Annotated in this window: 25 protein-coding genes, 1 tRNA gene and 1 pseudogene; 17 read left to right on the top strand and 10 right to left on the bottom strand. The window is 64.1% G+C overall.

From position 1 onward, the window contains the following. The first annotated feature begins 32 nt into the window (after window positions 1-32). The 8 genes from X738_RS56000 to X738_RS55965 all read left to right on the top strand — a co-directional run bounded on the left by X738_RS56000 (window position 33) and on the right by X738_RS55965 (window position 6,966). A complete protein-coding gene (locus tag X738_RS56000; RefSeq protein WP_023798840.1) occupies window positions 33-1,262 on the top strand; it encodes a bifunctional cobalt-precorrin-7 (C(5))-methyltransferase/cobalt-precorrin-6B (C(15))-methyltransferase in 1,230 nt (409 codons plus the stop codon). Further along, window positions 1,259-1,645 (top strand): cobalamin biosynthesis protein, encoded by a 387-nt coding sequence (locus tag X738_RS55995; RefSeq protein ID WP_023798839.1) that lies wholly within the window; start codon window positions 1,259-1,261, stop codon window positions 1,643-1,645. The genes X738_RS56000 and X738_RS55995 overlap by 4 nt, the downstream gene beginning before the upstream one ends. Continuing rightward, window positions 1,642-2,406, top strand: a complete 765-nt coding sequence (gene cobM, locus X738_RS55990) for a precorrin-4 C(11)-methyltransferase (RefSeq protein ID WP_023798838.1) — start codon at window positions 1,642-1,644, stop codon at window positions 2,404-2,406. Before X738_RS55995 ends, cobM begins: the two co-directional genes overlap by 4 nt. Then, complete coding sequence (gene cobA, locus X738_RS55985; protein WP_023798837.1) at window positions 2,403-3,221, top strand: uroporphyrinogen-III C-methyltransferase; 819 nt, start codon at window positions 2,403-2,405, stop codon at window positions 3,219-3,221. Before cobM ends, cobA begins: the two co-directional genes overlap by 4 nt. Then, window positions 3,218-4,531: a cobyrinate a,c-diamide synthase gene (locus X738_RS55980; protein WP_023798836.1), complete on the top strand. Its 1,314-nt coding sequence runs from the start codon at window positions 3,218-3,220 to the stop codon at window positions 4,529-4,531. The genes cobA and X738_RS55980 overlap by 4 nt, the downstream gene beginning before the upstream one ends. Then, the gene (gene cobS, locus X738_RS55975; RefSeq protein WP_023798835.1) at window positions 4,528-5,289 is read left to right on the top strand and encodes an adenosylcobinamide-GDP ribazoletransferase; all 762 of its coding nucleotides are present in this window, start codon (window positions 4,528-4,530) and stop codon (window positions 5,287-5,289) included. Before X738_RS55980 ends, cobS begins: the two co-directional genes overlap by 4 nt. Before the next feature lie 24 nt (window positions 5,290-5,313). After that, the gene (gene cobT / locus X738_RS55970; RefSeq protein ID WP_023798834.1) at window positions 5,314-6,324 is read left to right on the top strand and encodes a nicotinate-nucleotide--dimethylbenzimidazole phosphoribosyltransferase; all 1,011 of its coding nucleotides are present in this window, start codon (window positions 5,314-5,316) and stop codon (window positions 6,322-6,324) included. Window positions 6,325-6,429: 105 nt separating this feature from the next. Continuing rightward, on the top strand, window positions 6,430-6,966 hold the full coding sequence (locus X738_RS55965; protein ID WP_023798833.1) for an MgtC/SapB family protein: 537 nt from the start codon (window positions 6,430-6,432) through the stop codon (window positions 6,964-6,966). A 111-nt stretch (window positions 6,967-7,077) separates the two neighbouring features. Here the strand turns inward: X738_RS55965 and X738_RS55960 are convergent. Beyond that, a tRNA-Lys gene (locus tag X738_RS55960) sits at window positions 7,078-7,153 on the bottom strand. A gap of 105 nt (window positions 7,154-7,258) precedes the next feature. Further along, entirely contained in the window at window positions 7,259-8,170 is a 912-nt protein-coding gene (locus X738_RS55955) for a PhzF family phenazine biosynthesis protein (protein WP_023798832.1), read from the bottom strand. A 126-nt stretch (window positions 8,171-8,296) separates the two neighbouring features. On the opposite strand from X738_RS55955, the pseudogene X738_RS55950 reads away from it, so the two are divergent. The 4 genes and pseudogenes from X738_RS55950 to X738_RS55935 all read left to right on the top strand — a co-directional run bounded on the left by X738_RS55950 (window position 8,297) and on the right by X738_RS55935 (window position 11,829). Beyond that, window positions 8,297-9,540 (top strand): annotated as a pseudogene (locus X738_RS55950) (efflux RND transporter periplasmic adaptor subunit). A gap of 4 nt (window positions 9,541-9,544) precedes the next feature. Beyond that, window positions 9,545-10,249 carry an ABC transporter ATP-binding protein gene (locus X738_RS55945; RefSeq protein WP_031254763.1) on the top strand — a complete coding sequence of 235 codons (705 nt, stop codon included), beginning with the start codon at window positions 9,545-9,547 and terminating at the stop codon, window positions 10,247-10,249. Between the two features lie 2 nt (window positions 10,250-10,251). Further along, window positions 10,252-11,469: an ABC transporter permease gene (locus tag X738_RS55940; protein ID WP_023798830.1), complete on the top strand. Its 1,218-nt coding sequence runs from the start codon at window positions 10,252-10,254 to the stop codon at window positions 11,467-11,469. Between the two features lie 117 nt (window positions 11,470-11,586). Then, window positions 11,587-11,829 carry a hypothetical protein gene (locus X738_RS55935; protein ID WP_023798829.1) on the top strand — a complete coding sequence of 81 codons (243 nt, stop codon included), beginning with the start codon at window positions 11,587-11,589 and terminating at the stop codon, window positions 11,827-11,829. A gap of 99 nt (window positions 11,830-11,928) precedes the next feature. Here the strand turns inward: X738_RS55935 and X738_RS55930 are convergent, their stop codons facing one another. Both X738_RS55930 and X738_RS55925 read right to left on the bottom strand, forming a co-directional pair. Continuing rightward, on the bottom strand, window positions 11,929-12,645 hold the full coding sequence (locus tag X738_RS55930; protein WP_023798828.1) for a hypothetical protein: 717 nt from the start codon (window positions 12,643-12,645) through the stop codon (window positions 11,929-11,931). A gap of 12 nt (window positions 12,646-12,657) precedes the next feature. Continuing rightward, complete coding sequence (locus tag X738_RS55925; RefSeq protein ID WP_023798827.1) at window positions 12,658-13,770, bottom strand: endonuclease/exonuclease/phosphatase family protein; 1,113 nt, start codon at window positions 13,768-13,770, stop codon at window positions 12,658-12,660. A gap of 155 nt (window positions 13,771-13,925) precedes the next feature. Here X738_RS55925 and X738_RS55920 point away from each other — a divergent pair, with 155 nt between their 5' ends. Together X738_RS55920 and X738_RS55915 are read left to right on the top strand one after the other, a co-directional pair. Continuing rightward, entirely contained in the window at window positions 13,926-14,567 is a 642-nt protein-coding gene (locus X738_RS55920) for a BA14K family protein (protein ID WP_023798826.1), read from the top strand. A 180-nt stretch (window positions 14,568-14,747) separates the two neighbouring features. Next, window positions 14,748-15,032: a PilZ domain-containing protein gene (locus X738_RS55915; protein WP_023798825.1), complete on the top strand. Its 285-nt coding sequence runs from the start codon at window positions 14,748-14,750 to the stop codon at window positions 15,030-15,032. A gap of 206 nt (window positions 15,033-15,238) precedes the next feature. On the opposite strand, the gene ilvC is transcribed toward X738_RS55915, so the two are convergent. Next, entirely contained in the window at window positions 15,239-16,258 is a 1,020-nt protein-coding gene (ilvC, locus tag X738_RS55910) for a ketol-acid reductoisomerase (protein ID WP_023798824.1), read from the bottom strand. Between the two features lie 222 nt (window positions 16,259-16,480). Continuing rightward, a complete protein-coding gene (locus X738_RS55905; RefSeq protein ID WP_023798822.1) occupies window positions 16,481-17,134 on the bottom strand; it encodes a TetR/AcrR family transcriptional regulator in 654 nt (217 codons plus the stop codon). Between the two features lie 179 nt (window positions 17,135-17,313). Here X738_RS55905 and X738_RS55900 point away from each other — a divergent pair, with 179 nt between their 5' ends. After that, window positions 17,314-17,742, top strand: a complete 429-nt coding sequence (locus X738_RS55900) for a DUF1772 domain-containing protein (protein ID WP_023798821.1) — start codon at window positions 17,314-17,316, stop codon at window positions 17,740-17,742. 38 nt (window positions 17,743-17,780) lie between these two features. Here X738_RS55900 and X738_RS55895 read toward each other — a convergent pair whose 3' ends face one another. Beyond that, entirely contained in the window at window positions 17,781-18,233 is a 453-nt protein-coding gene (locus X738_RS55895) for a MarR family winged helix-turn-helix transcriptional regulator (RefSeq protein WP_023798820.1), read from the bottom strand. Between the two features lie 98 nt (window positions 18,234-18,331). Between X738_RS55895 and X738_RS55890 the strand changes: the two genes are divergently transcribed. Beyond that, window positions 18,332-19,093: a glutathione S-transferase family protein gene (locus tag X738_RS55890; protein ID WP_084833688.1), complete on the top strand. Its 762-nt coding sequence runs from the start codon at window positions 18,332-18,334 to the stop codon at window positions 19,091-19,093. Here X738_RS55890 and X738_RS55885 read toward each other — a convergent pair. Together X738_RS55885 and X738_RS55880 are read right to left on the bottom strand one after the other, a co-directional pair. Then, the gene (locus X738_RS55885; protein WP_023798818.1) at window positions 19,056-20,327 is read right to left on the bottom strand and encodes an FAD-dependent oxidoreductase; all 1,272 of its coding nucleotides are present in this window, start codon (window positions 20,325-20,327) and stop codon (window positions 19,056-19,058) included. The two genes, X738_RS55890 and X738_RS55885, sit on opposite strands and share 38 nt — an antisense overlap. A gap of 57 nt (window positions 20,328-20,384) precedes the next feature. Then, window positions 20,385-20,795: a winged helix-turn-helix transcriptional regulator gene (locus X738_RS55880; protein WP_023798817.1), complete on the bottom strand. Its 411-nt coding sequence runs from the start codon at window positions 20,793-20,795 to the stop codon at window positions 20,385-20,387. 136 nt (window positions 20,796-20,931) lie between these two features. Here X738_RS55880 and X738_RS55875 point away from each other — a divergent pair, with 136 nt between their 5' ends. Further along, window positions 20,932-21,822 (top strand): SDR family oxidoreductase, encoded by an 891-nt coding sequence (locus X738_RS55875; RefSeq protein WP_023798816.1) that lies wholly within the window; start codon window positions 20,932-20,934, stop codon window positions 21,820-21,822. 219 nt (window positions 21,823-22,041) lie between these two features. Here X738_RS55875 and X738_RS55870 read toward each other — a convergent pair whose 3' ends face one another. Then, entirely contained in the window at window positions 22,042-23,955 is a 1,914-nt protein-coding gene (locus X738_RS55870; RefSeq protein WP_023798815.1) for a potassium transporter Kup, read from the bottom strand. Window positions 23,956-24,001 lie beyond the last annotated feature (46 nt).

Here is a 24,001-nt window from a genome sequence, read left to right as displayed (position 1 = left end):
GGTGCCGGCAGGCGGATGAGGGGCGGCGCGGCATGTCAAACAATAAACAGCCAACACCAAAATGGCTCACAATCGTCGGCATCGGCGAGGACGGTGTAGCGGGTCTCGGTGACGAGGCCAAGCGGCTGATCGCCGAGGCCGAATTCGTCTTCGGCGGCACGCGCCACCTTGCGCTCGTCGTGTCGCTCGCCAAAGGCGAAGCCCGTGCCTGGCCGACCCCTTTCGATGCCGAGATGCGCGACGTGCTGGCGCTTTCCGGCAGGCGAGTCTGCGTGCTGGCGTCGGGCGATCCGTTCTTCCATGGCGTCGGCGTCACTCTTGCTCGCAAAATTCCTTCCCAGGAGATGCAGGTGATTCCTGCGCCTTCGGCCATGTCGCTGGCCGCCGCCCGCCTCGGCTGGGCGCTGCAGGATATCGAGACCATTTCGCTGCACGGCCGCTCGCTCGACCTGATCCGGCCGTTGCTGCATCCGGGCACCCGCATCCTTGCGCTGACCTCGGACGGCGATGCACCAGCAACGATTGCGCGCCTGCTGGCCGAACTCGGCTTCGGCGTCTCGCAGATGACGGCACTTGAGGCGCTGGGCGGCCCGAACGAAAGGCTGCGCTCGGTGCGCGCAGACGCCTTCGATCTGGAAAAGATCAATCCGCTCAACGTTCTGGCGGTCGAAGTTGACTCAACATCGGGAGCACGCATCCTGCCGCTGACATCGGGCCTTGCCGATCACTTGTTCGAGCATGACGGCCAGATCACCAAGCGCGAGGTGCGCGCCATCACCCTGTCGGCCCTCGCCCCCAGGCGCGGCGAGTTGCTGTGGGACATCGGCGCCGGCTCCGGCTCGATCGGCATCGAATGGATGCTCGCCCATCCGACGATGCGCGCTACTGCCATCGAGGCCGATCCAACCCGCGCCGCCCGCATCCGCCGCAACGGTTCCGCCTGCGGCGTGCCCGGACTTGCCGTGATAGAGGGTTCGGCGCCGCAGGCGCTCGCCGGATTGGAGACGCCGGACGCGATCTTCATCGGCGGTGGCGGCAGCGATACCGGCGTGCTGGAAACGGCCCTCGAGGCCCTGCGTGCTGGCGGCCGGCTGGTCGCCAATGCGGTGACGCTGGAGATGGAGGCGCTGCTGCTCGCCCGTCACGCGTCGCTCGGCGGCGATCTCACCCGCATCGCACTATCCCGCGCTTCGCCGGTTGGCTCGATGCAGGCCTGGCGGCCGGCCATGCCGGTCAGCCAATGGAGCTGGGTCAAGCCATGATGGTCGCGGGCATCGGCAGTCGCAAGGGCGTCAGCGCAAGGGATGTGCTTGCCGCCATAGAAACCGTTCTGGAAGCACATGGGCTGGCGATGACGGCGCTTTCGGCGCTCGCCACCGCTTCTCAGAAGCAGGACGAGCAGGCAATCTTCTCTGCGGGCCGCGAACTCGCTCTTCCAGTGATCGTTGTCGAGGACGCTGCGCTCGAGGCCGCGTCGCCGCGCGCAATCAGCCGTTCCGACCTGTCGCAGGCGCGTGCCGGCACGCCGTCGGTTTCCGAAGCCTCGGCGCTTGCTGCCGCGGGCAAAGGCGCAAAACTGCTCGGGCCGCGCACCGTGCTTGGCCCGGTCACCTGCGCCATCGCCATCAGCGGAGACGCCGCATGACCGTCCACTTCATCGGCGCCGGTCCCGGCGCGGCCGACCTCATCACCTTGCGCGGCAGCCGGCTGCTGGCAAGCTGCCCGGTCTGCCTCTATGCCGGCTCGATCGTCGCCCCGGAACTGTTGCAGCACTGCGCGCCCGGCACGAAGCTGATCGACACCGCGCCGATGTCGCTCGACGAGATCGAAGCGGAGTACCTGGCGGCCCACCAGGCCGGCCACGATGTCTCCCGCCTGCATTCCGGCGACCTGTCGGTGTGGAGCGCTGTCGCCGAGCAGATCCGCCGGCTGGAGAAGCACGGCATCGCCTATACGCTGACGCCGGGCGTGCCCTCCTTCGCGGCTGCCGCGGCAGCGCTTCGCCGCGAGCTGACCATTCCCGAAGTCGCGCAAAGCCTGGTGCTGACCCGCATCTCCGGCCGCGCGTCCAAAATGCCGCCTGGCGAAACCCTGGCCGGCTTCGGCCGCACCGGCGCGACGCTCGCCATTCATCTTGCCATCCACGTCATCGACCGCATCGTCGCCGAGCTGACGCCGTTCTATGGCGCCGATTGCCCGGTAGCGGTCGTCTTCCGTGCCTCCTGGCCGGACGAGCGCGTGCTGACCGGCACGCTGGCGACGATCGAGGCGCAACTGGCCGCCGATCCGATGGAGCGCACGGCAATCATCTTTGTCGGCCGCTCGCTGGCAGCGGAAAACTTTGGCGAGAGTTCACTTTACGACGCCCACTACCAGCGGCGTTTTCGCGGACGGGACGGATTGTGAACGACGGCACCGGAAACAACAGAGGAAACACCACGATCGAACAGGCTTTGGCCCGGCTCAACTTCAAGCCGCGCCAGCTTGAGCCCGGCCATGTCTGGCTGGCCGGCGCCGGCCCTGGCGATCCCGGCTGCCTGACGCTGGAAGTGCTGGCCGCACTTGGGCAGTGTGATGCCCTCGTCTACGACGCACTGGTCTCTCCCGATATCGTGGCAGTGGCGTCGGGCGCCGAGCTTTTTTACGCCGGCAAGCGTGGCGGCCAACCGTCGATGAAGCAGGACGACATCACCGCTTTGCTGGTGCGGCTGGCGCGAGAAGGCCGCCGCGTCGTCAGGCTGAAAGGCGGCGACCCCTATATTTTCGGCCGCGGCGGCGAAGAGGCGCTGGCGCTGGCGCGCCAAAACATCCCGTTCCGCGTGCTGTCCGGCCTGACCTCGGGCCTCAGCGCGCTTGCCGGAGCCGGCATCCCGGCCACCATGCGCGGCATCAACAAGGCGGTGATCCTGGCCACCGGCCACGCCGCCGGCACCGACGACGACCTCGACTGGAAAGCAATCGCCCGCACCGGCCAGCCGGTCGTCGTCTATATGGGCATGGCCAATCTGCCGTTGATATCAGCCTCGCTGCTTGGCGGCGGCCTGCCGCCTTCGACGCCTGCTGCAGTGATCGTCGCCGCGACGACGCCGCAGGAGCGCATCGTCGTCGCCACCCTCGCCACCATTGCCGAGGAGGCGGCCGCCGCCGGGTTGACCGCGCCGGCGCTGATCGTCGTCGGCGGCATCGTCGCGATGCGCGCGGCATTGGCGGGCGAGCCATGACCCGCGCGATCATCATCGGCGCGCCGCGCTCAGGCTCGGGCAAGACCAGCGTCACCATCGGTATCTTGCGCGCGCTTTCCCGGCGCGGCCTCAAGGTGCGCGGCGCCAAATCCGGCCCCGATTATATCGACCCAGGTTTCCACACCGCCGCGACAGGCCTTTCCGGCGTCAATCTCGACAGCTGGGCGATGCCGCCTGCTTTGCTCAACGCGCTGGCCGGCGACGCAACTGAAGATGCCGATTTCATCTTCCTGGAAAGCGCCATGGGCCTGTTCGACGGGATTCCGGCTGCTCCGGGCCGCACCGGCTCGGCGGCCGATCTCGCACGGCTCTACGGCCTGCCGGTGCTGCTGGTGCTCGACGTTTCCGGACAGTCGACCACGGCGGCAGCCGTCGCCAAGGGGTTTGCCAGCTATGACCCCGATGTGCGCATGGCCGGCGTCGTGCTCAACCGGCTGGGCAGCGAGCGCCACCGCCGTCTCTGCAGCGACGCGATCGAGGCGATCGGCCTGCCGGTGGTCGGCGCGATCCTGCGCGATCCCTCGCTCAACCTGCCGGAGCGGCATCTCGGCCTCGTCCAGGCCGGCGAATACGAGAATCTGATGGCGCATCTCGACCGGCTGGCCGACATGGTCGAACGCTCGCTCGATCTCGACGCCATCATGGCGCTGGCGGCGCCCTTCGCACCCGCTACCGGCAGTTACGGCGACGCGCTGCCACCGCCCGGCCAGCGCATCGCACTGGCAGAGGATGCCGCCTTCACCTTCCTCTATCCGCATGTCGCCGCGCATTGGCGCAAGGCAGGGGCTGAAATCATCCGCTTCTCGCCGCTTGCCGACGAAGCGCCCGGCGAAAATTGCGATGTCTGCTGGCTGCCCGGCGGCTATCCCGAGCTTCACGCCGGCCGGCTTGCGGCGGCTGCGAATTTCAGGGCCGGCATCGAGGCGTTTGCGGCAACACGGCCGGTGCATGGCGAGTGCGGCGGCTTCATGGTGCTCGGCAAAGCGCTGGAGGACGCATCGGGCGAGACGCACGCCATGCTCGGCCTGCTCGGTCACTCGACCAGCTTTGCCAAGCGAAAGATGAACCTCGGCTACCGCGAGGCGCGGCTGCGCGCCGATTGTCCGCTGGGAGACCGAGGCGCGCTGATCCGCGGCCACGAATTCCACTATGCGCAGATGATTGCCACCGGCAGTGACGAACCCTTGGCCGACCTCGCTGATGGCCAAGGCAATCCGCTCGGCACCTCCGGCTACCGCCGCGGCCATGTCAGCGGCACATTCTTCCATGCCATTGCGAGAGGCGAATGACACTCTCCACTCGGCAAATCCTCGATGACATCGCGCTCTGCGTCGTCTTCTTCACCCGGCTGCCGCTGCCGGTCGTCGATTTTCGGGACCGCAGCCTTGCTGCCGCGATCTGGGCAGCGCCGGTTGCCGGCCTCGCCGTCGCTCTGATCGGCGCCCTGGTCTACGCGGTCGGGACCTGGCTCGGTCTTGCCGCCGGCCCGGCAGCAGCCCTTGCCCTTGCCGCGACCTTGCTCGCCACCGGCTGCATGCATGAAGACGGGCTTTCGGATGTCGCGGACGGCTTTGGCGGCGGCAGGACACGCGAGAAAAAACTGGAGATCATGCGCGACAGCCGTATCGGCGCCTACGGCGCCTGCTCGCTCGCCCTGTCGCTGCTGATCCGCTGGAGCGTGCTTTCGGAATTCGCCGGCCCGGCCCAGATGTTCTGGGCTCTGATTGCCGCGCATGCCGCCTCGCGCGGCTTGTTCGGCGCTTTCATGCATCTTTTGCCGGCGGCGCGCAGCGACGGCCTCTCGGTGGATGCAGGCACCATGTCGGCCGAAACCGCCATTGCCGGCGCCGCGCTCGGCACCGTCGCGCTGCTGGCGCTAGGGTTCGGTGGCGCGGTCGCCGCGCTTATCCTGCTCGGCCTGTTGTTTGCCGCCTTCCGCGAGCTGTGCCGCAGCCAGATCGGCGGCCAGACCGGCGATACGGTCGGCGCGCTGCAGCAGTCTGGCGAGATCGCAATCCTGCTCGTCGCTTCCGTTTTCCTTTCCTGATTCTGTTTCGGAGATTTTTCCCCCATGCCTTTCAAATCGCTTGATGAATTGCGCGCGGCATGCCTCGATCTGCCTGCCGGCAGCGACGCCGCGGCAAATGCTGTCGCCCGCCGCCAGGACACGCTGACCAAGCCGCAAGGCAGCCTCGGCCGGTTGGAAACCATAGCGGCTTGGCTTGCCCGCTGGCAGGGCCGCGACATGCCGCAGCTCGATCGCGTAAAAGTCCTGGTTTTTGCCGGCAACCACGGTGTCACCGCACAGGGCGTGTCTGCCTTCCCGTCGGAAGTCACCGTGCAGATGGTGGCGAATTTCGCAGGCGGCGGCGCCGCCATCAACCAGCTTGCCCGCATCGCCGGTGCGGAGCTCGACGTCATTCCGCTCGACCTCGATTATCCGACCGGCGATTTCACGCAAGTGCCGGCAATGGACGGCGAAGCCTTCCTCGCCGCCGTCTCGGCCGGCTACGGCGCGGTGACCAAAGACCTCGACCTCGTCTGTTTCGGCGAAATGGGTATCGGCAACACCACGCCGGCGGCAGCCATTTCGGCCGCCTTGTTCGGCGGCGGCGCGGAAAAATGGACCGGGCGCGGCACCGGCGTCGACGATGCCGGCCTGGTGCGCAAGATCACTGCCATCGAAGCCGGCCTCAAGCGCCACGCCGAGGCCCTTGCCGATCCGCTGGGGATCGCGGCAGCCCTTGGCGGGCGTGAACTCGCCGCCATTTTCGGTGCGACGCTGGCCGCGCGCCATTCAGGCGTGCCGGTGCTGCTCGACGGCTTCGTCAGCACCGCCGCCGCCGCGCCCTTGGCAAGGTTGCACCCCGCCGGCCTCGCCCACACGCTTGCCGCCCATGTCTCGGCCGAATCCGGCCATCGCCGGCTGCTCGAGGCGCTCGGCCTGCCGCCGCTGCTCGACCTCGGCATGCGGCTCGGCGAAGGCTCCGGCGCCTGCCTCGCCGTCAACATCGTCCGCTCCGCGCTCGAATGCCATGCCCGCATGGCAAGCTTTGCCGAGGCCGGTGTTTCGGAGAAGTAATCTCGTCAAACTGATCAAGTCTTGACCGATTGCTCGATGGATCACGGCAGCATCGGGGAACCTGGCCGGCCCGAGCACGTTGTGGCCGGTCAGCCCGGGTTACGCATGCAACAGCTTTTCCAGGAATTCGGCCATCCGACCTACGTCCCGTTCCCCGTTATTGCGGCGAGGCTTCTCTTGGCGTCGATCTTCGGTGCGGCGATCGGCTTCGAACGCGAATGGCGAAATCGGCCTGCCGGGCTTCGCACCCATATCCTGGTCTGCGTGGCGGCGGCTACCTTCGGTATTCTGACGATTGAAATTATTCACGCGCCGATGTTTCAGCAGGATTCCGTAAGGGTCGATCCGATTCGCGTTGTCGAAGCGGTCACCGCCGGCGTCGCGTTCCTTGCTGCCGGAACGATTTTGTTTTCGAAGGGCGAGGTTCACGGGCTGACGACCGGGGCTGGCATGTGGCTCTCCGGGGCAATCGGCGTGGCCTGCGGGCTCGGTCTGTGGCAAGTGGCGGCACTCGGCACGCTTTTGGTGCTGGTCGCGGCAGGCCTTCTCTATAGTTTTGCCCACAAGTCCGGTATTGGCGAGAACGCCGGACCAGAAAAGCCCAAGTCGGAAGAAGACGTGCCCAAGCGGCCCAGAGGCTGAGGCTGCAACTGGAACCGAACGCGAATTGGAAACCAACCGTCAGATTTGGAACCGCTATGTTCGCGACACTCTTTCAGGCAGCGAGAAAGCGAGTAATATCAACGGATTAAATGGTGGGTGCGACAGGGATCGAACCTGTGACCCGCTGATTAAGAGTCAGCTGCTCTACCAACTGAGCTACGCACCCACTCGCCGGTAAAACCAGCGTCGGCGGGCATATAGCCGCCGCCATCCGCCATGTCCAGCCCTGCCGGATTCATTTCCCGACAAATCGCTGAAGTGCCGCACATCGTCAGACGAACAGCTTGCCTTCCGCCACCTTGACGGCATGGCCGCCGATGCGGGCGGCGGCCAGTTTGCCGCCTTCGACATTCAGTTCGAGGCGGATGCGCGAAGGCCGCCCCATCTCCAGCCCTTGTTCGATCCAACGCTGGGAAACACCCTCTCTCGGACCGTCGAAATGCATGATCGCGCCGGCGAAGGCGGCGGCCGCCGAACCGGTCGCCGGATCTTCATAGGATGGATTGCCCGGCACGATCATGCGGACATGGAAGGCGCTGTCGTGGTTCACCGTCTCGCGGCAATAGACATACGGGCTGGCGAGGGCCCAATCGCTCTTGCGGGGCGCCAGTTCCGACCACGCCTGGTTGTCCAGCCTTATCCGGGCCGCCGCCTCCAGATCGGCGACCGGAATGGTCACGTAGGGCACGCCGGCCGACCAGAACGAGACGCGGTGGTTTTCGAAGCCGACTTCGTGCGGCCCCAGGCCAAGTGCCGCCCCGATCGCTTCCGGGTCGGCGGACAATTCCAGCCGCTCCGGCAGCTTGGCCAGGTCGAACTCGGCAAAGATGGCGCCATCGTGCTTGCTGACGGCGCAGCGCACCGGGCCGATGTTTTCCTCCAGCACGAAGATGCCGGCAGTGTCGCCATCGCCAGCCATTTCGGCAAGCGCAATCGCAGCGCCCACCGTCGGATGGCCGGCGAACGGCATCTCATGGTCGGGCGTGAAGATGCGGATGCGGGCGCGGTGCTTGGGATTGTCGGGCGGCAGCACGAAAACGGTTTCCGACAGGTTGAACTCGCCCGCGATAGCCTGCATCGCGGCAGTGTCCAGTCCCTTGCTGTCAAGCACGACGGCCAGCGGATTGCCGCCCAGCCGCTCGGTGGTGAACACGTCGTAAAGTAAGTAATTCCGGGTCAGCATTGTAGAAAGCCTTCTGCCTCAATCCCAACAGGGGCCCAAACATGGGCGAAATTTAATTTGATATTTGAACCATTCGGCCTGATCAGTGCACCGGTTGGGACATCACTGGTATTATAGGGGTCCGGCGTGGACCAGATTGTCAATCTGCCAAAGACGGAATCCACTTCCGACATAAAGACGGCACTCGGGCTCGACCGCCTGGGTCTGAAGAAGAAACGGCGTCGCGGCTGGCTTTATGGCCTGCTTGTGCTGGTCGTCGTCGCCGCAAGCCTGGCGGGGTACCAATGGTATGCCGCGTCTCCCGCCAAGATCGACTATACCACTGTGCCGGCCGCTGTCGCCGACCTCACGGTCGAAGTATCGGCGACCGGCACGCTGCAGCCGCTCACCCAGGTCGACATTTCGAGCGAGCTGTCCGGCGTCGTCCGCTCGGTCGCGGTCAACGAGAACCAGCAGGTGAAGAAGGGCGATGTGCTGGCGGCGCTCGATACGGCCAAGCTGGAGGTGCAGATCGAGCGCGCCGAGGCTTCCGCCAAGGCGGCGGCTGCCAATGTCGAGACCGCCACCGTAACCCTCACCGAAAACGAAAGGGCGGTTGCGCGCGCGGCGGCGCTCACCAAGCGCGGCATGGCGACTGACCAGTCGCTTGAAGCGGCGACAGCGACGCGCGACCGCTCAAAGGCAGCGCTCGACAGCGCCAAAGCCAATCTGGCCATCGCCAATGCCGATCTCAAGGCGCAGCAGACGGACTTCGCCAAAAGCACCATCTATGCGCCCATCGACGGCATCGTTCTGACGCGCTCGGTCGATCCCGGCCAGACGGTTGCCTCCTCGCTGCAAGCGCCGGTGCTGTTCGTCATCGCCGCCGACCTGAGGAACATGGAGTTAAAGGCAGCGGTCGACGAGGCCGACATCGGCGCGGTCAAGCCCGGCCAGCATGCCCGCTTCACCGTCGACGCCTTTCCCGAGCGGCCGTTCGATGCCGAGATCCGCGACATCTCCTATNCGACAACAACGAGCTTCTGTTGCGGCCCGGCATGACTGCCACCGTTTCGGTCGTCACCAGAGAGGCCAAGGGCGTGCTCACCGTGCCGTCGACAGCTTTCCGTTACCGTCCGGCGGCATCTGCTGCCCGAGCGTGGAGCCTGAGCGACCTGTTCACGGGCCGCATGGGCCGTCCACGCGGCAACCGCCAGCGCCAGGCGACGGCGCAGCCCACCGACGGCTCGCGCACGCTCTACGTCCTGGAGAATGGCTGGCCTCGGCCGGTCAACGTCAAAGTCGGCTCCACCGATGGCGAACTGACCGAGATCACCTCCGGTCTCGCAGAAGGTGCGCAAGTCATCACCGCAGCGCAGCAGCGGAGCTGAAATTATGTCAGGCTCGCTGCTCATCACCTTCGACAAGGTCTGGAAGAGCTATGGCCAGGGCGAGGCCACGGTCCATGCGCTGGCTGGCGTCGATCTTGCCATCCGCAGCGGCGAATCCGTCGCCATCATGGGTCCGTCCGGCTCGGGCAAATCGACGGCGATGAACATCATCGGCTGCCTCGACACGCCGACGGCCGGAACCTACAGCTTCATGGGCATCGATGCTGGCCGCCTCGACCGCAACCGCCGCGCCATGCTGCGCAATCTCTATGTCGGCTTCGTCTTCCAGGGCTACAATCTCCTGCCGCGCACCACCGCGGTGGAGAATGTCGAACTGCCGCTGATCTATCGCGGCGTCGCCGCCCGCGAGCGTCACGACCTCGCGATGAAGGCGCTGGCCGAGGTCGGCCTTGTCGGCCGCGAGCACCACACGCCGGCCGAGCTCTCCGGCGGCCAGCAGCAGCGCGTGGCGATCGCGCGCGCCATCGTCACCAGGCCGACCCTGCTCGTCGCCGACGAACCGACCGGCAATCTCGACACCGCACGCACGCACGAGATCATGGAGCTGCTGACGCGGCTGAACACCGAGCTTGGCCTGACCATCGCCATGGTCACCCACGAGGCCGATGTCGCTGCTTATGCCGAGCGCACAATTCGCTTCCTTGACGGCCACGTCGCCTCCGATGCCATGAACCTTGAGGTGGTGTAACCATGATCTGGGAAACCGTCCGCCTCTCGCTGCTTTCAGTGCGCCGCAACGTGCTGCGCTCGTTTCTGACGCTGCTCGGCATCGTCATCGGCGTTGCCGCCGTCATCGCCATGCTCACCATCGGCTCGGGCACCACTGAAAAGGTAAAGGCCGACATTTCCAAGCTCGGCAGCAATTTGCTCGTTGTCCGCCCCGGCCGCCCTGCCGGGCCCGGCGGACCGGGAGGGCTCGACCAGGCCACACGTCCGCTCGGCAGCAAGGAACTTGCCGCGCTTGTCGCACATTTGAGCGGCGCCCGCGCCATCTCGCCCGCCTCGCAAAAGCAGGTCCGCGTCATCTTCGGCACCGAAAGCCTGACGTCGGGTGTCACCGGCACCGACAGCGCCTATCTCGATGCGCGCGACTGGAAGCTGATCTCGGGCCGACCGTTCAGCGATTCGGAAATCCGCTCGGGCACCGGCGTCTGCCTGATCGGCGAAACCGTGCGCCAGCAGTTCTTCGGCGCCGGCGACCCCGAAGGCGAGATCATTCGCGTCAACCGCACCTCGTGCAAGATCATCGGCCTGCTCGAGCCGAAGGGCTATACCGGCTTCGGCCAGGATCAGGACAATGTCGTGCTGATGCCGCTCGCCGCCTACCAGCGCCGCATCGCCGGCAACCGCGACATCGACTCGATCTACGTCGCCGCCGACGACAGGACGCCGACCACCGAACTGCTGCCGCGGGTCGAGGACATCTTGCGCGATGCACGCCGCATCCCGCCGGACCGCGAAGACGACTTCTCGATACGCGACATGACCCAGATTGCCGACGCCATGGCGAGCGCCACCACTACGATGACCGGCATGCTGGGAGCGGTCGCCGGCGTCAGCCTGTTGGTCGGCGGCATCGGCATCATGAACATCATGCTGGTGTCGGTCACCGAGCGCACCCGCGAGATCGGCATAAGGCTGGCCATCGGCGCGCATGAAAAGCACATCCTCATCCAGTTCCTCGTCGAGGCGACCGTGCTGTCGCTGCTCGGCGGCATCATCGGCATCCTGATCGGCCTGGCGTTGGCCGGCGTCGCCTCGCTGACGCTGGCCATCCCGTTTGCGCCAAGCCCGGCGGTGATCCTGCTCGCCGTCGGCTTCTCGGCGCTGATCGGCATGGTATTCGGTTTCTTCCCGGCGCTGCGCGGCGCGCGGCTCGATCCGATCGACGCGCTGAGGCATGAATAGCGCGGCGCAGCGTGCGTCGCCTTCAGATGTCCCCAAAATATTGACGCGGCCGCCCTGCCCCTGTCGCGGAACAGCCCGCGGTGCTAGCAATCGCCTTGAGGATAGGGGGATAGTGGGATGAGCAAGAAAGAGCGAGTGGCTTTGGTGACGGTGATCATCGAGGCCGCATTGGCGGGGCTTTGGTGGTACTTGGCCAGCTATGGCATGGCCAACCCCGATCATGTCACCGCCGACTTCCAGCAGGTTGTCGGTCAGACGATGGGAACGGCGATGGGTGCGGTGCTGGGTATCGGCGTCATGCTGTTTTTCGTCGCCGCCCGCTACGACCGCAAAACCATCGAAAACAAAATGCGTCATTAGAGCGACGTGCGTCCACTTGGACGCACAAAGTACGCCCTAACACTTTGAATCTGCGCATCGTGCTTTCCGAAAATCGATTCCGATTTTCGGCCCGATGCGTTAGTCCTTGTCGGCAAAATGCCACTCGATCAGTGGCTTCATGTGCGGCATCAGCCCGTCCGGCAGGTCATCGGCACTGCGGATGATGACAGGCCCGTCGATCTCCGGCTCTGCCTCGGTGGCGACAAAGGCGCTGATGCGCTGCGCGATCTCGTCGGCGGATGCCGCTTCGCGATAGCGGCGAAAGATCACCGTGCCGGTTGCCGTCGACAGGGCATAGTAGCGCCTGCCGCGCGCCGCGCCGGCAAGGTCGAGGCCGGTTTCTTCCTGCACCTCGCGGATCATGTTGAAGTCGACATCGACAAGGCCGTCGCGGAAATCGGTTGGCTCGAACGAGCCGGCGGCGAAGTAGACGCGACCGGCATTGACGGTGTGCGACGCCATGCGGATCGCCACCAGCGCATTGTCGCCGGCGACCAGCATGGCATGGGCATAGGCGTGCTCGGCCCCCGCCACCTGGCGATTGCCGCGCCAAAGCATGAAGGTCGAGTAGCGCACCGCATGGCAGCGACCGACGAGGCTGTTGTCGCGATAGCGGAGCGCCGAAAGCAGCACCACGGTGCCGTCGAACAACGCCGGGTTGGCTGCGGTCTCGCGCCGCCAATTCTCGGCGATCGCTTGCGCATTATAGCGTTCGAACGGATGCGGGCCGGGGTCGAGCCTGACGTCGACGGCGTCGACCGGCAGGATGATGTTGCGTGGCAGGTCGAAGCTCAACGAAAACGATCCTCAGGCTATTTCCAGGGTGATCGCCACCGGACAATGATCCGACGCCTTCGGCCGGTCCCAGCCGGCACGCGGAAAGCGGTCCACCTCCTGGCCCGCCGGAAGGATCGTGCGCCAGGGCTGGCCGTTGCGGATGATGTCGGGAACGGCGGTCGCATTCTTGGCTGCCAGTGCCTTCGACAACAGGATGTAGTCGAGCTGGCACAGATGCCGCTCTTGCGGTCCGCGCGTATGGTATAAGGTCCAACGGTCCATTTCCGGGCGCCGCTCGACCGCATTCTCGCAAAAGCCGCCGGCGGTGAGCACGTTGAGGCAGGACTGGCTCTCATCGATCACCTCGAAGCGGTAGCCGTCAAAGGCGTCGCCGGAGATCTTCACGCGCTGCCGATAGTCATTCATGTCGCCGCAGATCGCCCAGCTTTTATCGGCGGCATGGTCCCCACCGAAACGCTCCTCGATGATCCGGCGCACCGCTTGCGCCTCGGCGATGCGCAGCGGCATTGTCGCCTGGCGCCCGTCGAGACCGTTGCGGGGCGAGCCCATCGACTTGAAGTGCACCAGATAGAGCGTCAGCGGCACGCCACCGACGGTCAGGTCGATTTCCAGGCAGTCGCGCCGGAAGATGCGCTGGTTGGCCTGATGCCCAAGCGCTGCCAGTTCCGGCGTGTGCAGGCCGAATTGTTCGAACGTGACATAGGCGTGGCTTGTCATGCGCACGAATTCGACCGGCTGGCCCTGCGCGGTCTCGTTACGCATCATCACGGCGACATCGATGCCGCGCGAATCATTGCCGGCTGTGGTGTATTTCTGGCGGTAGCCATGCCCGACCATCTTGAACAGATAGCCGTATTCGAAAGCCTTCAGCGCCTCGATATTGTCGACCTCCTGCATGCAGATGATGTCGGCGCGGGTGGCTGCGATGGCCAGTGCCGTCAGCTGGCGCGTGTCGTCGGATAGCGCGATCGCCCGCGCCTGTTCCAGCATTTTGTATTCGGCCTCGCTCTGGATATCGAAGAGCGCCAGCGTGCGATCTTCATGGAGCTGGTTGCGGTATCCGGAAAAATCGAACCTGTTCATCAGGTTTTCCACATTGAAGGTGGCGAGGCGCAGGGACATGGCGGTGACCTTTGCCCACAAGCGCAGCCGAAAACAAGGGGGCTGGGCGATGCCCATTCATGGTTGATGGAACGTTTCCGTTCATCTTCCGTTCAGACGCAAAGGTCCATGATTAAGGGTTAGTCTGAGTGGGGCCTGAATTTTCGGAGAGTGAAATGAAACCGCTCTTTTTGACTACCATTCGATCGGGCATGTTGACCTTGGGTCTTGTTTCCGGCCTCTCGGCGCCTTCCATGGCCGGGCCCATTCAGCCTGACGTCCCGCTCCCAACTGCTGCCGCGGCACGCGAAATCGTGCCGGTGCGCGAGAGCTGGGCTGGCGGCAATAATAACGTCTGGATGCGTGGCCGTAATTTCTCCCGGAACTGGAACCGTGGCAATTGGAACCGTGGCAACTGGAACGGTGGGCGGCACTGGCGCCGCAACTGGAACGGTGGGCGGCACTGGCGCCATAATCGTGGCCGGTACTACGGTGGCGGCCATTACGGCCGGTACTACGGTGGCGGCTATTACGGCCGTTACTACGACGACGACGACAACGGCGCCGCCGCGCTTCTCGGTTTGGGCCTTGGGTTCGGCCTTGGCAGCCTGTACCAGGGCTACTACAACCAAGGCTACTACAACCGGGGCTACTACAACAACGGTTACTATGCGCCGCGCCGCTATTATCGTGCCGGGCGGCTTTCCAGCGCTCACGTCCGGTGGTGCTACAATCGTTACCGGTCGTATCGCACCTGGGACAACACGTTCCAACCCTATAACGGCCCGCGCCAGCAATGCTGGTCGCCCTATAGCTGATCGACTGATGCATTCCAGGCGGCGCCGCCCCTCGCGGCGCCGTTTCCGTCTGGCTAAGCCTTCTTCTGAACTGTTCTTTGTCCGGCCAGGGCACCGCGAAATCGTTTCGCCACCGACGATAACGCTATGTTTATCAGGCGGGCCTAATTATCCTGCCGATCGCACCAGGGATTATGCGCGATGGCTGAAGACGAAAACAGGGACAAACGCAGGCAGCGCGTCTTCAAGGGCGCGACGATCCTGACCGGCATCACCAGGTCCGAGGTCACGTGCACGGTGCGCAACATGCATGACGGCGGCGCCGAATTGATGGTCTCGATCGACGCTCGCGTGCCCGACGAGTTCCTGCTCTATGTGCCGACCGACGGCATCGCCTACAAGGCAGTGGTCCGCTGGCGCCGCGAGGACCGCATCGGCGTGATGTTCACCGGCACCGAGCCAAAGCCCCCCTGGCACTACGGCTAAATCCCCTGAACCGCATTCTCCAACCACCCAACCACACGGCCTTCATGTAAAAGCCGGCGGAGCGCTCCGCCGGCTTTTCCTGTGCAACGATAAAATTGCGGATTTCGGTCAGTTCTTGGCCTTGTCGACCAATTTGTTCTTCGAAATCTCCGCGCGCCCGCAGGGCGAAGCCCGAGGACGCGCAAGGAAACGAACGGGGATTTCGGTCAGTTCTTGGCCTTGTCGACCAGCTTGTTCTTCGAAATCCACGGCATCATCGCGCGCAGCTTGGCGCCGACTTCCTCGATCTGATGGCTGTCATTGTTGCGGCGGATGCCCTTGAAGCGCGACATGCCGGCGCGATACTCCTGCATCCATTCTGAGGTGAACTTGCCGGTCTGGATATCCTTCAGCACGCGCTTCATCTCGGCCTTGGTCTCGGCGGTGATGATGCGCGGGCCCGAAACATATTCGCCCCATTCGGCGGTGTTCGAGATCGAGTAGTTCATGTTGGCGATGCCGCCTTCATAGATCAGGTCGACGATCAGCTTGACCTCGTGCAGGCACTCGAAATAGGCCATTTCCGGTGCGTAGCCGGCCTCCACAAGCGTCTCGAAGCCAGCGCGGATCAGCTCGACCAGACCGCCGCACAGCACCACCTGCTCGCCAAACAGGTCGGTCTCGCATTCCTCGCGGAAATTGGTCTCGATGATGCCCGAACGGCCGCCGCCGACGCCGCAGGCATAGGACAGAGCGAGATCAAGCGCGTTGCCCGAAGCGTCCTGGTTGACCGCGACCAGGCACGGCACGCCGCCGCCCTTCTGGTATTCGCCGCGCACCGTGTGGCCGGGCCCCTTCGGCGCGATCATGACGACGTCGACCGAGGCCTTCGGCTCGATCAGGCCAAAGTGCACGTTGAGGCCGTGGGCAAAGGCGATCGCCGCGCCATCGCGGATGTTCGGCGCGATTTCGGACTTGTAGATGTCGGCCTGCAGCTCGTCCGGCGTCGCCATCATCATCAGGTCGGCCCATTTGGCGGCGTCCGCCACGCTCATCACCTTGAGCCCGTCGGCCTCGACTTTTTGGGCGGTCGCCGAGCCGGCCTTGAGGCCGATGGCGATTTCCCCAACGCCAGAATCCTTGAGATTGAGCGCATGCGCCCGGCCCTGGCTGCCATAGCCGATGATGGCGACCTTCTTGCCCTTGATCAGGTTGAGATCGGCGTCGCGATCGTAATAGACACGCATTTTTCTTCCTTCCCGTTTTTGAATTCAGAGCATAATGCCGAAAAGTGTGAAGCGGTTTTCGGACGACATCATGCTCTATCTCTTTGATTTAGAGCCGGATTCAGATTTCNAGAGCATGATGCCGAAAAGTGTGAAGCGGTTTTCGGACGACATCATGCTCTATCTCTTTGATTTAGAGCCGGATTCAGATTTCAGGTCGACTTGACCTGAAATCATCCGGCTCTAGGGGCCTTGCGGCCCGGTTTTTGCTCCGTAAAGAGCGAGAAACTGCTGCGTCGCCCGGACGGCATCGCCGCCAATCGCCGCATCAGTCAATTTTAGCCGGTCGCCGAGCAGCAGGCGGATCTGCACGTCGCGGGCGACCAGCCCGAAAAAGGTGCGGAATGCCTCTTCGGCATCCGAGAACTCGAGAAGCCCGGCCTGCCGGCCGGCCTCCAGCACCGGCTTCAGGCGCCGGGCCAGCGCGAAGCGCCCGTTCTCCAGCACGATGGCGCCAAGATCGTCGTTCCCCGACCCGGCACGGCCAATGGCGACGCGGTTCAGCGCGATCGATGTGTCGCTCGAAATCACCTTGAGCCAGTCCGAAGCGAAACGTGCGAGGCTCACCGTCAGCGAAGCAAGGTTAAGCCCCTTGCCGTCGACCGGCACCACCCGCACCTTGGAGGCCTGCCATTGAACAATTGCCGTCAACAGCCCGTCGCGATCGCCGAACCATTTGTAGAGCGTTTCCTTGGAACAGCTTGCCCGCCGCGCCACCGCGGTCATGGTCAACTGATCGCCCTCCTCGACCAGCAGGCGAAGTGCGGCGTCGAGCACGGCTTTCTGCCGCTCGGTCAGCGCTTCGCTGGTGTCGATGTCGACGCTTGCCTGCAACAAACTCTTTTCCTGCTCGATAACGGCGGCGGCCAGGACCGTACCGTACGTTACGGTTCGGCATCTCTATGACGTATTGTCGGACCCGGGGCAAGCCCTATCTCCGCTTTTTGACACTTCCAGGCCGGAACGGCCACCGCTCGAAACGGCGACCGCTCGTACGGCTTATCGCGGAGAGAAAAATGCTCGTCGGCCTGCTTGCATTGACTGTTGCCGCCGCTTTCGCGGGCGCCGCCATCTATATCAGCGTTGCCGAGCAACCGGCGCGGCTTCGCCTCGACGACCGTGCACTGCTGCAGGAATGGCAGCCTTCCTACAAGCGCGGCGCCGCTATGCAGGCGTCGATTGCCGTCGTCGCCTGTGTTCTTGGTGTCGTTGCCTGGTGGCAGACCGGCAGTCTCGCCTATCTCACGGGGGCGGTGCTGATCATCCTGCCATGGCCATGGACGCTGATCGTAATGATGCCGACAAACCGGTTGCTGGAGGCGATGGACGCGGCCGCCGTCAATCTGCAAGCGAGGGCGCTGATCGTCAAATGGGGCAATCTGCATCTGGGTCGCGTCATGCTTGGCGTGCTGGCGGCACTGGCATTCCTCCGGGGAAGTGTCTGACGTCGCTGCAAGCGACCTTCAGCGCCAGCCGGACCACATCACTCCGGCATCGCCGGATGACGCAGCCGCCCGAGCAGAGCCGACAAGGTTTCCAGGTCATCATTGGAGAGCCTGGCGCCGACCAGCTCGGCAATCGATCGCCCGTAGACGGCCCACATCCGGCGGCGCGTCTCGCGCCCCTTCCGCGTAATGCGGACAGTCTGTCCGCGACCGTCATCGGCAACCCTGAGCTTCTCGACCAGCCCGTCCGCTTCGAGCCGCGCCAGCAGCCGCGAGACGTTGTACTGCGCAAACAGCGTGCGCTCGATCAGCTGGAACGGCCGCAAGCCGCCCTCGCCGGCTTCGGCAAGCTCATGCAGCACGTCGTACCAGGCAAGCGGCGGCAAGCCGGCGTCCTTCAGCGCGTCTTCGGCTCTTTCCAGCAGCTGGCGCGAAACGCGCATCAGGCGCGCCCAGGCTTTGATGGCCGCCGGCGAAGGATTCTCCGTCATGATGCAGCATAGGCGATAGATGCAATTGCATCAAGCTTGCCAGTGGATGCAAATGCATCTATATAGATGCAACTGCATTTATATCGGAAGGCCCTGTCATGAAGCATGAAACTTCGGAGATCGCCGACATCCCGGAGACGGGCGGCCTGGTGACCGACAAGCTCGTTCTCGTCAGCCACCACCTTTGTCCCTATGTGCAGCGCGCGGCGATCTCGCTCGCCGAAAAGGACGTGCCGTTCGAACGCCTCACCATCGATCTCGCCAACAAACCGGCCTGGTTCAAGGCGATATCGCCGCTCGGCAAGGTACCGCTGCTGCGTGTGCCGCAGAATGGCGAGGAAGCCGTGATCTTCGAATCGGCGGTCATCCTCGAATTTCTCGAGGAAACGCTGGCCAACCCACTGCATCCTGCCGACCCGCTGGCCCGCGCCCGGCATCGCGCCTGGATCGAGTTCGGCTCGGCCATCCTCAACGCCATTGGTCGGTTCTATTCCGCTCCGACCGAGGCCGCCTTCCTTGCCGAAAGCGAAGCTCTGTCGGCAATGTTCGATCGTCTCGAAGCGGAACTGGCGGCTGGCCGGGCTGGGCCATGGTTTGCTGGCGAGCGCTTTTCACTGGTCGATGCAGTCTATGGGCCAGTCTTCCGCTATTTCGACGCCTTCGATCGGATCGGCGCGTTCGGCATCCTGAGCGGAAAGCCGCGTGTCGAGGCTTGGCGAAAGCGATTGCACGAACGCAAGTCGGTGATGGACGCCGTCACCCCGGACTATCCACAGCGCCTTCATGCATTTCTGCAAGCGAAGGGTTCGCACCTTTCGAAACTCATCCGCCGCAACCAGGCGGCCACCGCGCTTCCTTGATACCGATCCGCCTGAACGGATCGACCACGGTTCCAGCCACCATCGAGGCAAGGATGTTTGGCGCCGGCGGGATTTTTGCCACCGACGCCACCAGCCTGTCGCGGACGAACGGCATCACGGTCGAATCCGACTGGTAGAACGGCGTCAGCATCAGCGACAGCGCCTGAAACACCCGGACATGCCATCGCCGCGCCTGGACATAGACCTCCAGCGCAGTATCGACACGATCCGTTCCTATGAGCGCATAGTTGAGCGCTGCCGCGTCGAGCAGCGCCATGTTCGCCCCTTGCCCGAGCTGCGGGCTGGTCGAATGCGCCGCGTCGCCGATGATCGCCCATCGCCGTCCGGCCGGCACCTTGAGCGTGTGATGGCCGTAACGCGCCAGCGAAAGCTGATCGAAACTGTCGATCTGGCGCGTGAACGCGTCGCATTCGGGCCACAGCCGAACCAGCCTCGCCTTCCAGGTGTCGAGGCCTGTCGCCCTGACCTGCTCTGCATCCGCCGGCTTCAGGCTCCAGAAGAATGCCGCCATCTTCTCGACGCCCGGCTCCGGCCTGCCGATCGGCAGCACGCCGATCATCACGCTCGCTCTGTCGTAGCGCTGCAGCAGCGCGTGCTCGTCGAAACCGTCGCCGCGCCAGCCGAGTGACGCCCAGAACGCGCCATAGGCGAGCGGCCGCGGCTCCCCCGAATTCCCTACGCGCTGCCGCAATTTGGAGCGCGAACCGCTGGCATCGACGACCAGATCGAACGGCCCTATCCTTCGCCCGTTGCCGCAGATCAGCGTTGCCCGTTCGCCGGTTTCCAGCGTCTCGAGCTCGACGCCGGTTTCGATGGCGATCGCCTGGCGCCGGACGGCGCGGAAAAGCACGCCGAACAAGGCCGCCCGGTGCACCGCCAACCCGAAACGACTGCGGCGCTGCGCAGCATAGCGGACGTCGAGCACGGTGCGGCCGGTTTTCGCGTCGGCGCCATGCAGGCGGTCGATGCGGCTGCCCAGCGCCAGGATGTCGTCGAGCACACCAAGATCGGCAAGCACCGTCAGCCCGGTCGGCTGCAGGATCAGCCCGGACCCGACCGGCTTTGGCTCGTCGAAGCGCTCGAAGATGGTGACCCGATGCCCGGCACGTTTCAGATAGAGCGCCGCGGCCAGTCCGGCCGGGCCGGCGCCGGCAATCGCGATGTCCAGAGAAATGCCCATTGCCGCCGAATCGTCTCGCCCAGGCCGGACCATCCTTCAGCGCTATCGGCAAATCAAGCCGTCGCTCTGGTATCTCCTGGTATCGATGCGTCAGGTCTCGGCAGCGTCGAAAGCGTTCCGCGCGGCGCGCACCGCGCCATGATTGAGCTCGGCCCATTGGAGCAGCTGATGCAGGGGCCCGAACATCGAGCGTCCGAGATCGGTCAGACTGTATTCGACGCTCGGCGGTTTGGTCGGGAAGACTTCGCGATGGACATAGCCGTCGCGCTGCAGATCGTGCAGCGTCTGGGTGAGCATGCGCTGTGAAATGTCGGGCACCAGCCGCCGCAATTCGCCGAACCGGTACGGCTTTTCGGCCAGCGCCATCATCAGCAGCGAACTCCATTTGTTGCTGATGCCCTGGATCACGTCGCGCACCGGACAGTCGGCAAGGTTGCCCCCGCCGCTGCACGCTTTGTAAATCTCGAGCTTCGACTTCAGACTGACGACCTTGCTGTCCATCGCTGGTTCCCTGCGCCTGCCTACCTCCCGCAAAACTGCCTTCTTTACGAGGGTCGGTCAATTCCTATTTTAGTGCTGGTCTCTTTTTGAGACTTATACAAGCACCCGCCGCTCCGGCGCAACGACAGGACTTCCCATGACCGATACCCTTCTCGTCACCGGCGCCTCCGGCCAGCTTGGCCGCGGCGTCGTCGATCATCTGCTGGACACGCTCAAGGTTCCGCCCGCACGCATCATCGCCGCCACCCGCAATCCGGAAAACCTCGCCGAGCTGACGGCGCGCGGCGTCATCATCAGGCAAGCCGATTTCGATGACACCGCGTCGCTTGTCGAAGCATTCAAGGGCGCCGACAGGATCCTGATCGTCTCGACCGGCGAGATCGACCTTGGGGGCAAGCGCCTCAAGCAGCACGAAAATGCCGTCGCAGCCGCGCGGCAGGCCGGCGTTTCGCATCTGCTCTACACCTCGATGCCCAATCCTGAGCCGGGATCGCCAGTGCTGTTTGCGGGCGATCACTACGGTACCGAGCAGGCGATCAAGGCGAGCGGCATCCCCTACACGATTTTTCGCAACGGCTGGTATCAGGAGAACCTGTTCATGTCGCTGCCGCACGCCATTGCCTCGGGACACTGGTATACATCCGCAGCTGACGGCCGCATCGCCCATGGCGCTCGCGACGACATGGCCGCGGCGATCGCTGCCGGTCTTGCCTCGGGCGCCACCGAAAGCACGACATACACGCTGACCGGTCCGCAGGCCCATACCGTCGCCGAGATCGCGGCCCTGGTGACCGACGTCACCGGCAAGCCGATCGAGGTCGTCCAGCTTTCGGACGAGGCGTTGACCGAGGGCCTGAAGGCTGCCGGCGTTCCCGAGGGCTTTGCCCCAATCGTCACGTCCTTCGACACCAACACGCGCTCCGGCCGCATCGGCATGGTGACCGACGCGATCGAGACGCTTTCAGGCAGGAAGCCGCAATCGCTGAAGCAGTTTCTTGAAGCGAACAAGGCAGCGCTGGCCGGCTGAGCCAGAATAGAGCGCCGGACTTCCGAAGCCGGCGGGACAGCGCCCCCCTCTGTCCTGCCGGACATCTCCCCCACACGGGGGGAGATTGGCCGTCACGAGGTTTTCGCCAATCTTCAGCGTCGCAGGAAGGCTGTAAGGCCGAAGCTGCCGATCTCCCCACTTGTGGGGGAGATGTCCGGCAGGACAGAGGGGGGCGCGAAGGATCGCGACGAAGCGGCTCTAAATCGCCACCTGCGTTCCGATCTCAACCACACGTCCAGTCGGGATCTGGAAATACTCGGTCGCATCGGCTGCCGTGCGCGCCAAGCCGATGAACAGCTTGTCCTGCCACACCGGCATGCCGGAATTGGGTGAGGCCTTGAGCGAGCGCCGCGACAGGAAGAAGGAGGTCGTCATAATGTCGAATTTCCAGCCCTGCTTGCGGCAGATCGCCAGCGCACGCGGGATGTTGGGCTGTTCCATGTAGCCGAAGGTCAGTGTCACCCGCATGAACAGATCGTTGATCGTTTCCATCTTGACCCGGTCACTGTCTGGCACGACAGGCTGCTGCGCCGTCACCACCGAGAGGATGACGTTCTGTTCGTGCAGCACCTTGTAGTGCTTCAGGCTGTGCATCAGCGCGGTCGGCGCGCTGACCGGATCGCTGGTCAGGAACACGGCCGTGCCGGACACCAGCTGCGGCTTCTTCTTCAACAAATTGGCGGCAAGGAAATCGAGCGGAATCTCGTTCCTGCGCGTCTTGTCGAACAGATAGCGGCTGCCGCGTATCCAGGTCCCCATGATCAGCCCCATGATACAGGCCACGGCGATTGAAACCCATCCGCCTTCCACGAATTTCACGATATTCGCCAGGAAGAAGCCGGTGTCGATCGTGCCAAACAGCAGCGCCAGCGCCGCAGCGAGCGCGGTCTGCCATTTCCATTGCCACCGCATCACCACGAACAGCAAGATCGTCGTCATCAGCATCTCGCCTGTCACCGAAATTCCATAGGCGGAAGCCAGCGAACTCGAACTGCCAAAGCCGACGACCAGCAGCATTACGCCGAGCGCGAGAATGAGGTTCACGCGTGGCATGTAAATCTGGCCAAGCTGCATCTCGGAAGTATGCTGAACTTCGATTCTGGGCAGAAGATTGAGCTGCACCGCTTGCCGGGTCAGCGAAAACGCTCCGGAGATAACGGCTTGACTGGCGATGACAGTCGCTGCTGTTGCGAGCCCGACCATCGGTATCAGTGCCCACTCCGGCAGCATCTGGAAGAACGGATTGTCGGGCACGCCCCCATGAGCAAGAACGAATGCGCCTTGCCCAAAATAGCTGAGCAGCAGGCAGGGAAAGACGATCCAGAACCAGGCCAGCACGATTGGACGGCGACCGAAATGTCCGAGATCGACGTAAAGCGCTTCGGCACCGGTAACCGCCAGAAAAACCGCGCCGACGGTGAGAAACGCGCCCGCTTTGGCCTCGGCAAGGTAGGCCACCGCATAATAGGGATTGATTGCCAGAAGGACCGAGACATCGTCGAGGATATGCACCAATCCGGCAATGCCGATCGCCAGAAACCAGAGCGCCGTCACCGGCCCGAAAACCGAGGCCACCCTGCCGGTCCCGAAGCGCTGCACGGCGAACAAGACGGCAAGAATCACCAATGTAATGGGAACCACATATGGATCGAACGCCGGGGTCACGACGCTCAGCCCTTCCACCGCCGAAAGCACCGAAATGGCCGGCGTTATGATCGCATCGCCGAAAAACAGTGCGGCTCCGCACAGACCAATGACAAGAATGATGCCGGAACCAGCCGGATAGGCTTTCCGGGCCAGCGCCATAAGCGACAGGGTACCGCCTTCACCCTTGTTATCCGCCCGAAGCACGAAGGCGACATACTTTATGGTCACGATAATCGTCAGTGCCCAGACGATCAGCGACAGTATGCCCAGAACGGCACTGCGCGGATCGGTGCCCGACGAAGCATGCAGTGCTTCGCGAAGCGCATAAATAGGGCTGGTGCCGATATCGCCATAGACCACGCCGAGAGCGCCCAGCATCAGGACCTTGGTGCTGTGCTTTTCGACCTCAGGATGGCTGGATTGTTCGACTGGTTCTGCCTCACTACCACTGTTGGTAAGGGCCATGGACGACACTCCGATAAGCGCGCGGTGCTCTACGCTTGCTGCGATG

The sequence above is a fragment of the Mesorhizobium sp. L48C026A00 genome (genome assembly GCF_000502375.1).
GTDB classification, from domain to species: Bacteria; Pseudomonadota; Alphaproteobacteria; order Rhizobiales; family Rhizobiaceae; genus Mesorhizobium; species Mesorhizobium muleiense.
Note: the sequence above shows the minus strand (reverse complement) of the source record. Positions and strands in the feature narration are given on the sequence as shown.

Coding starts and splice junctions, on each gene's coding strand:
- cobM (WP_023798838.1), top strand. CDS start 1,642: ATGACCGTCCACTTCATCGGCGCCGGTCCCGGCGCGGCCGACCTCATC.
- X738_RS55955 (WP_023798832.1), bottom strand. CDS start 8,170: ATGCTGACCCGGAATTACTTACTTTACGACGTGTTCACCACCGAGCGG.
- cobS (WP_023798835.1), top strand. CDS start 4,528: ATGACACTCTCCACTCGGCAAATCCTCGATGACATCGCGCTCTGCGTC.
- X738_RS55995 (WP_023798839.1), top strand. CDS start 1,259: ATGATGGTCGCGGGCATCGGCAGTCGCAAGGGCGTCAGCGCAAGGGAT.
- X738_RS55920 (WP_023798826.1), top strand. CDS start 13,926: ATGAAACCGCTCTTTTTGACTACCATTCGATCGGGCATGTTGACCTTG.
- X738_RS55980 (WP_023798836.1), top strand. CDS start 3,218: ATGACCCGCGCGATCATCATCGGCGCGCCGCGCTCAGGCTCGGGCAAG.
- X738_RS55915 (WP_023798825.1), top strand. CDS start 14,748: ATGGCTGAAGACGAAAACAGGGACAAACGCAGGCAGCGCGTCTTCAAG.
- cobT (WP_023798834.1), top strand. CDS start 5,314: ATGCCTTTCAAATCGCTTGATGAATTGCGCGCGGCATGCCTCGATCTG.
- X738_RS55945 (WP_031254763.1), top strand. CDS start 9,545: ATGTCAGGCTCGCTGCTCATCACCTTCGACAAGGTCTGGAAGAGCTAT.
- X738_RS56000 (WP_023798840.1), top strand. CDS start 33: ATGTCAAACAATAAACAGCCAACACCAAAATGGCTCACAATCGTCGGC.
- X738_RS55875 (WP_023798816.1), top strand. CDS start 20,932: ATGACCGATACCCTTCTCGTCACCGGCGCCTCCGGCCAGCTTGGCCGC.
- X738_RS55885 (WP_023798818.1), bottom strand. CDS start 20,327: ATGGTCCGGCCTGGGCGAGACGATTCGGCGGCAATGGGCATTTCTCTG.
- X738_RS55940 (WP_023798830.1), top strand. CDS start 10,252: ATGATCTGGGAAACCGTCCGCCTCTCGCTGCTTTCAGTGCGCCGCAAC.
- X738_RS55965 (WP_023798833.1), top strand. CDS start 6,430: ATGCAACAGCTTTTCCAGGAATTCGGCCATCCGACCTACGTCCCGTTC.
- X738_RS55880 (WP_023798817.1), bottom strand. CDS start 20,795: ATGGACAGCAAGGTCGTCAGTCTGAAGTCGAAGCTCGAGATTTACAAA.
- X738_RS55935 (WP_023798829.1), top strand. CDS start 11,587: ATGAGCAAGAAAGAGCGAGTGGCTTTGGTGACGGTGATCATCGAGGCC.
- X738_RS55925 (WP_023798827.1), bottom strand. CDS start 13,770: ATGTCCCTGCGCCTCGCCACCTTCAATGTGGAAAACCTGATGAACAGG.
- X738_RS55870 (WP_023798815.1), bottom strand. CDS start 23,955: ATGGCCCTTACCAACAGTGGTAGTGAGGCAGAACCAGTCGAACAATCC.
- X738_RS55900 (WP_023798821.1), top strand. CDS start 17,314: ATGCTCGTCGGCCTGCTTGCATTGACTGTTGCCGCCGCTTTCGCGGGC.
- X738_RS55890 (WP_084833688.1), top strand. CDS start 18,332: ATGAAGCATGAAACTTCGGAGATCGCCGACATCCCGGAGACGGGCGGC.
- X738_RS55895 (WP_023798820.1), bottom strand. CDS start 18,233: ATGACGGAGAATCCTTCGCCGGCGGCCATCAAAGCCTGGGCGCGCCTG.
- ilvC (WP_023798824.1), bottom strand. CDS start 16,258: ATGCGTGTCTATTACGATCGCGACGCCGATCTCAACCTGATCAAGGGC.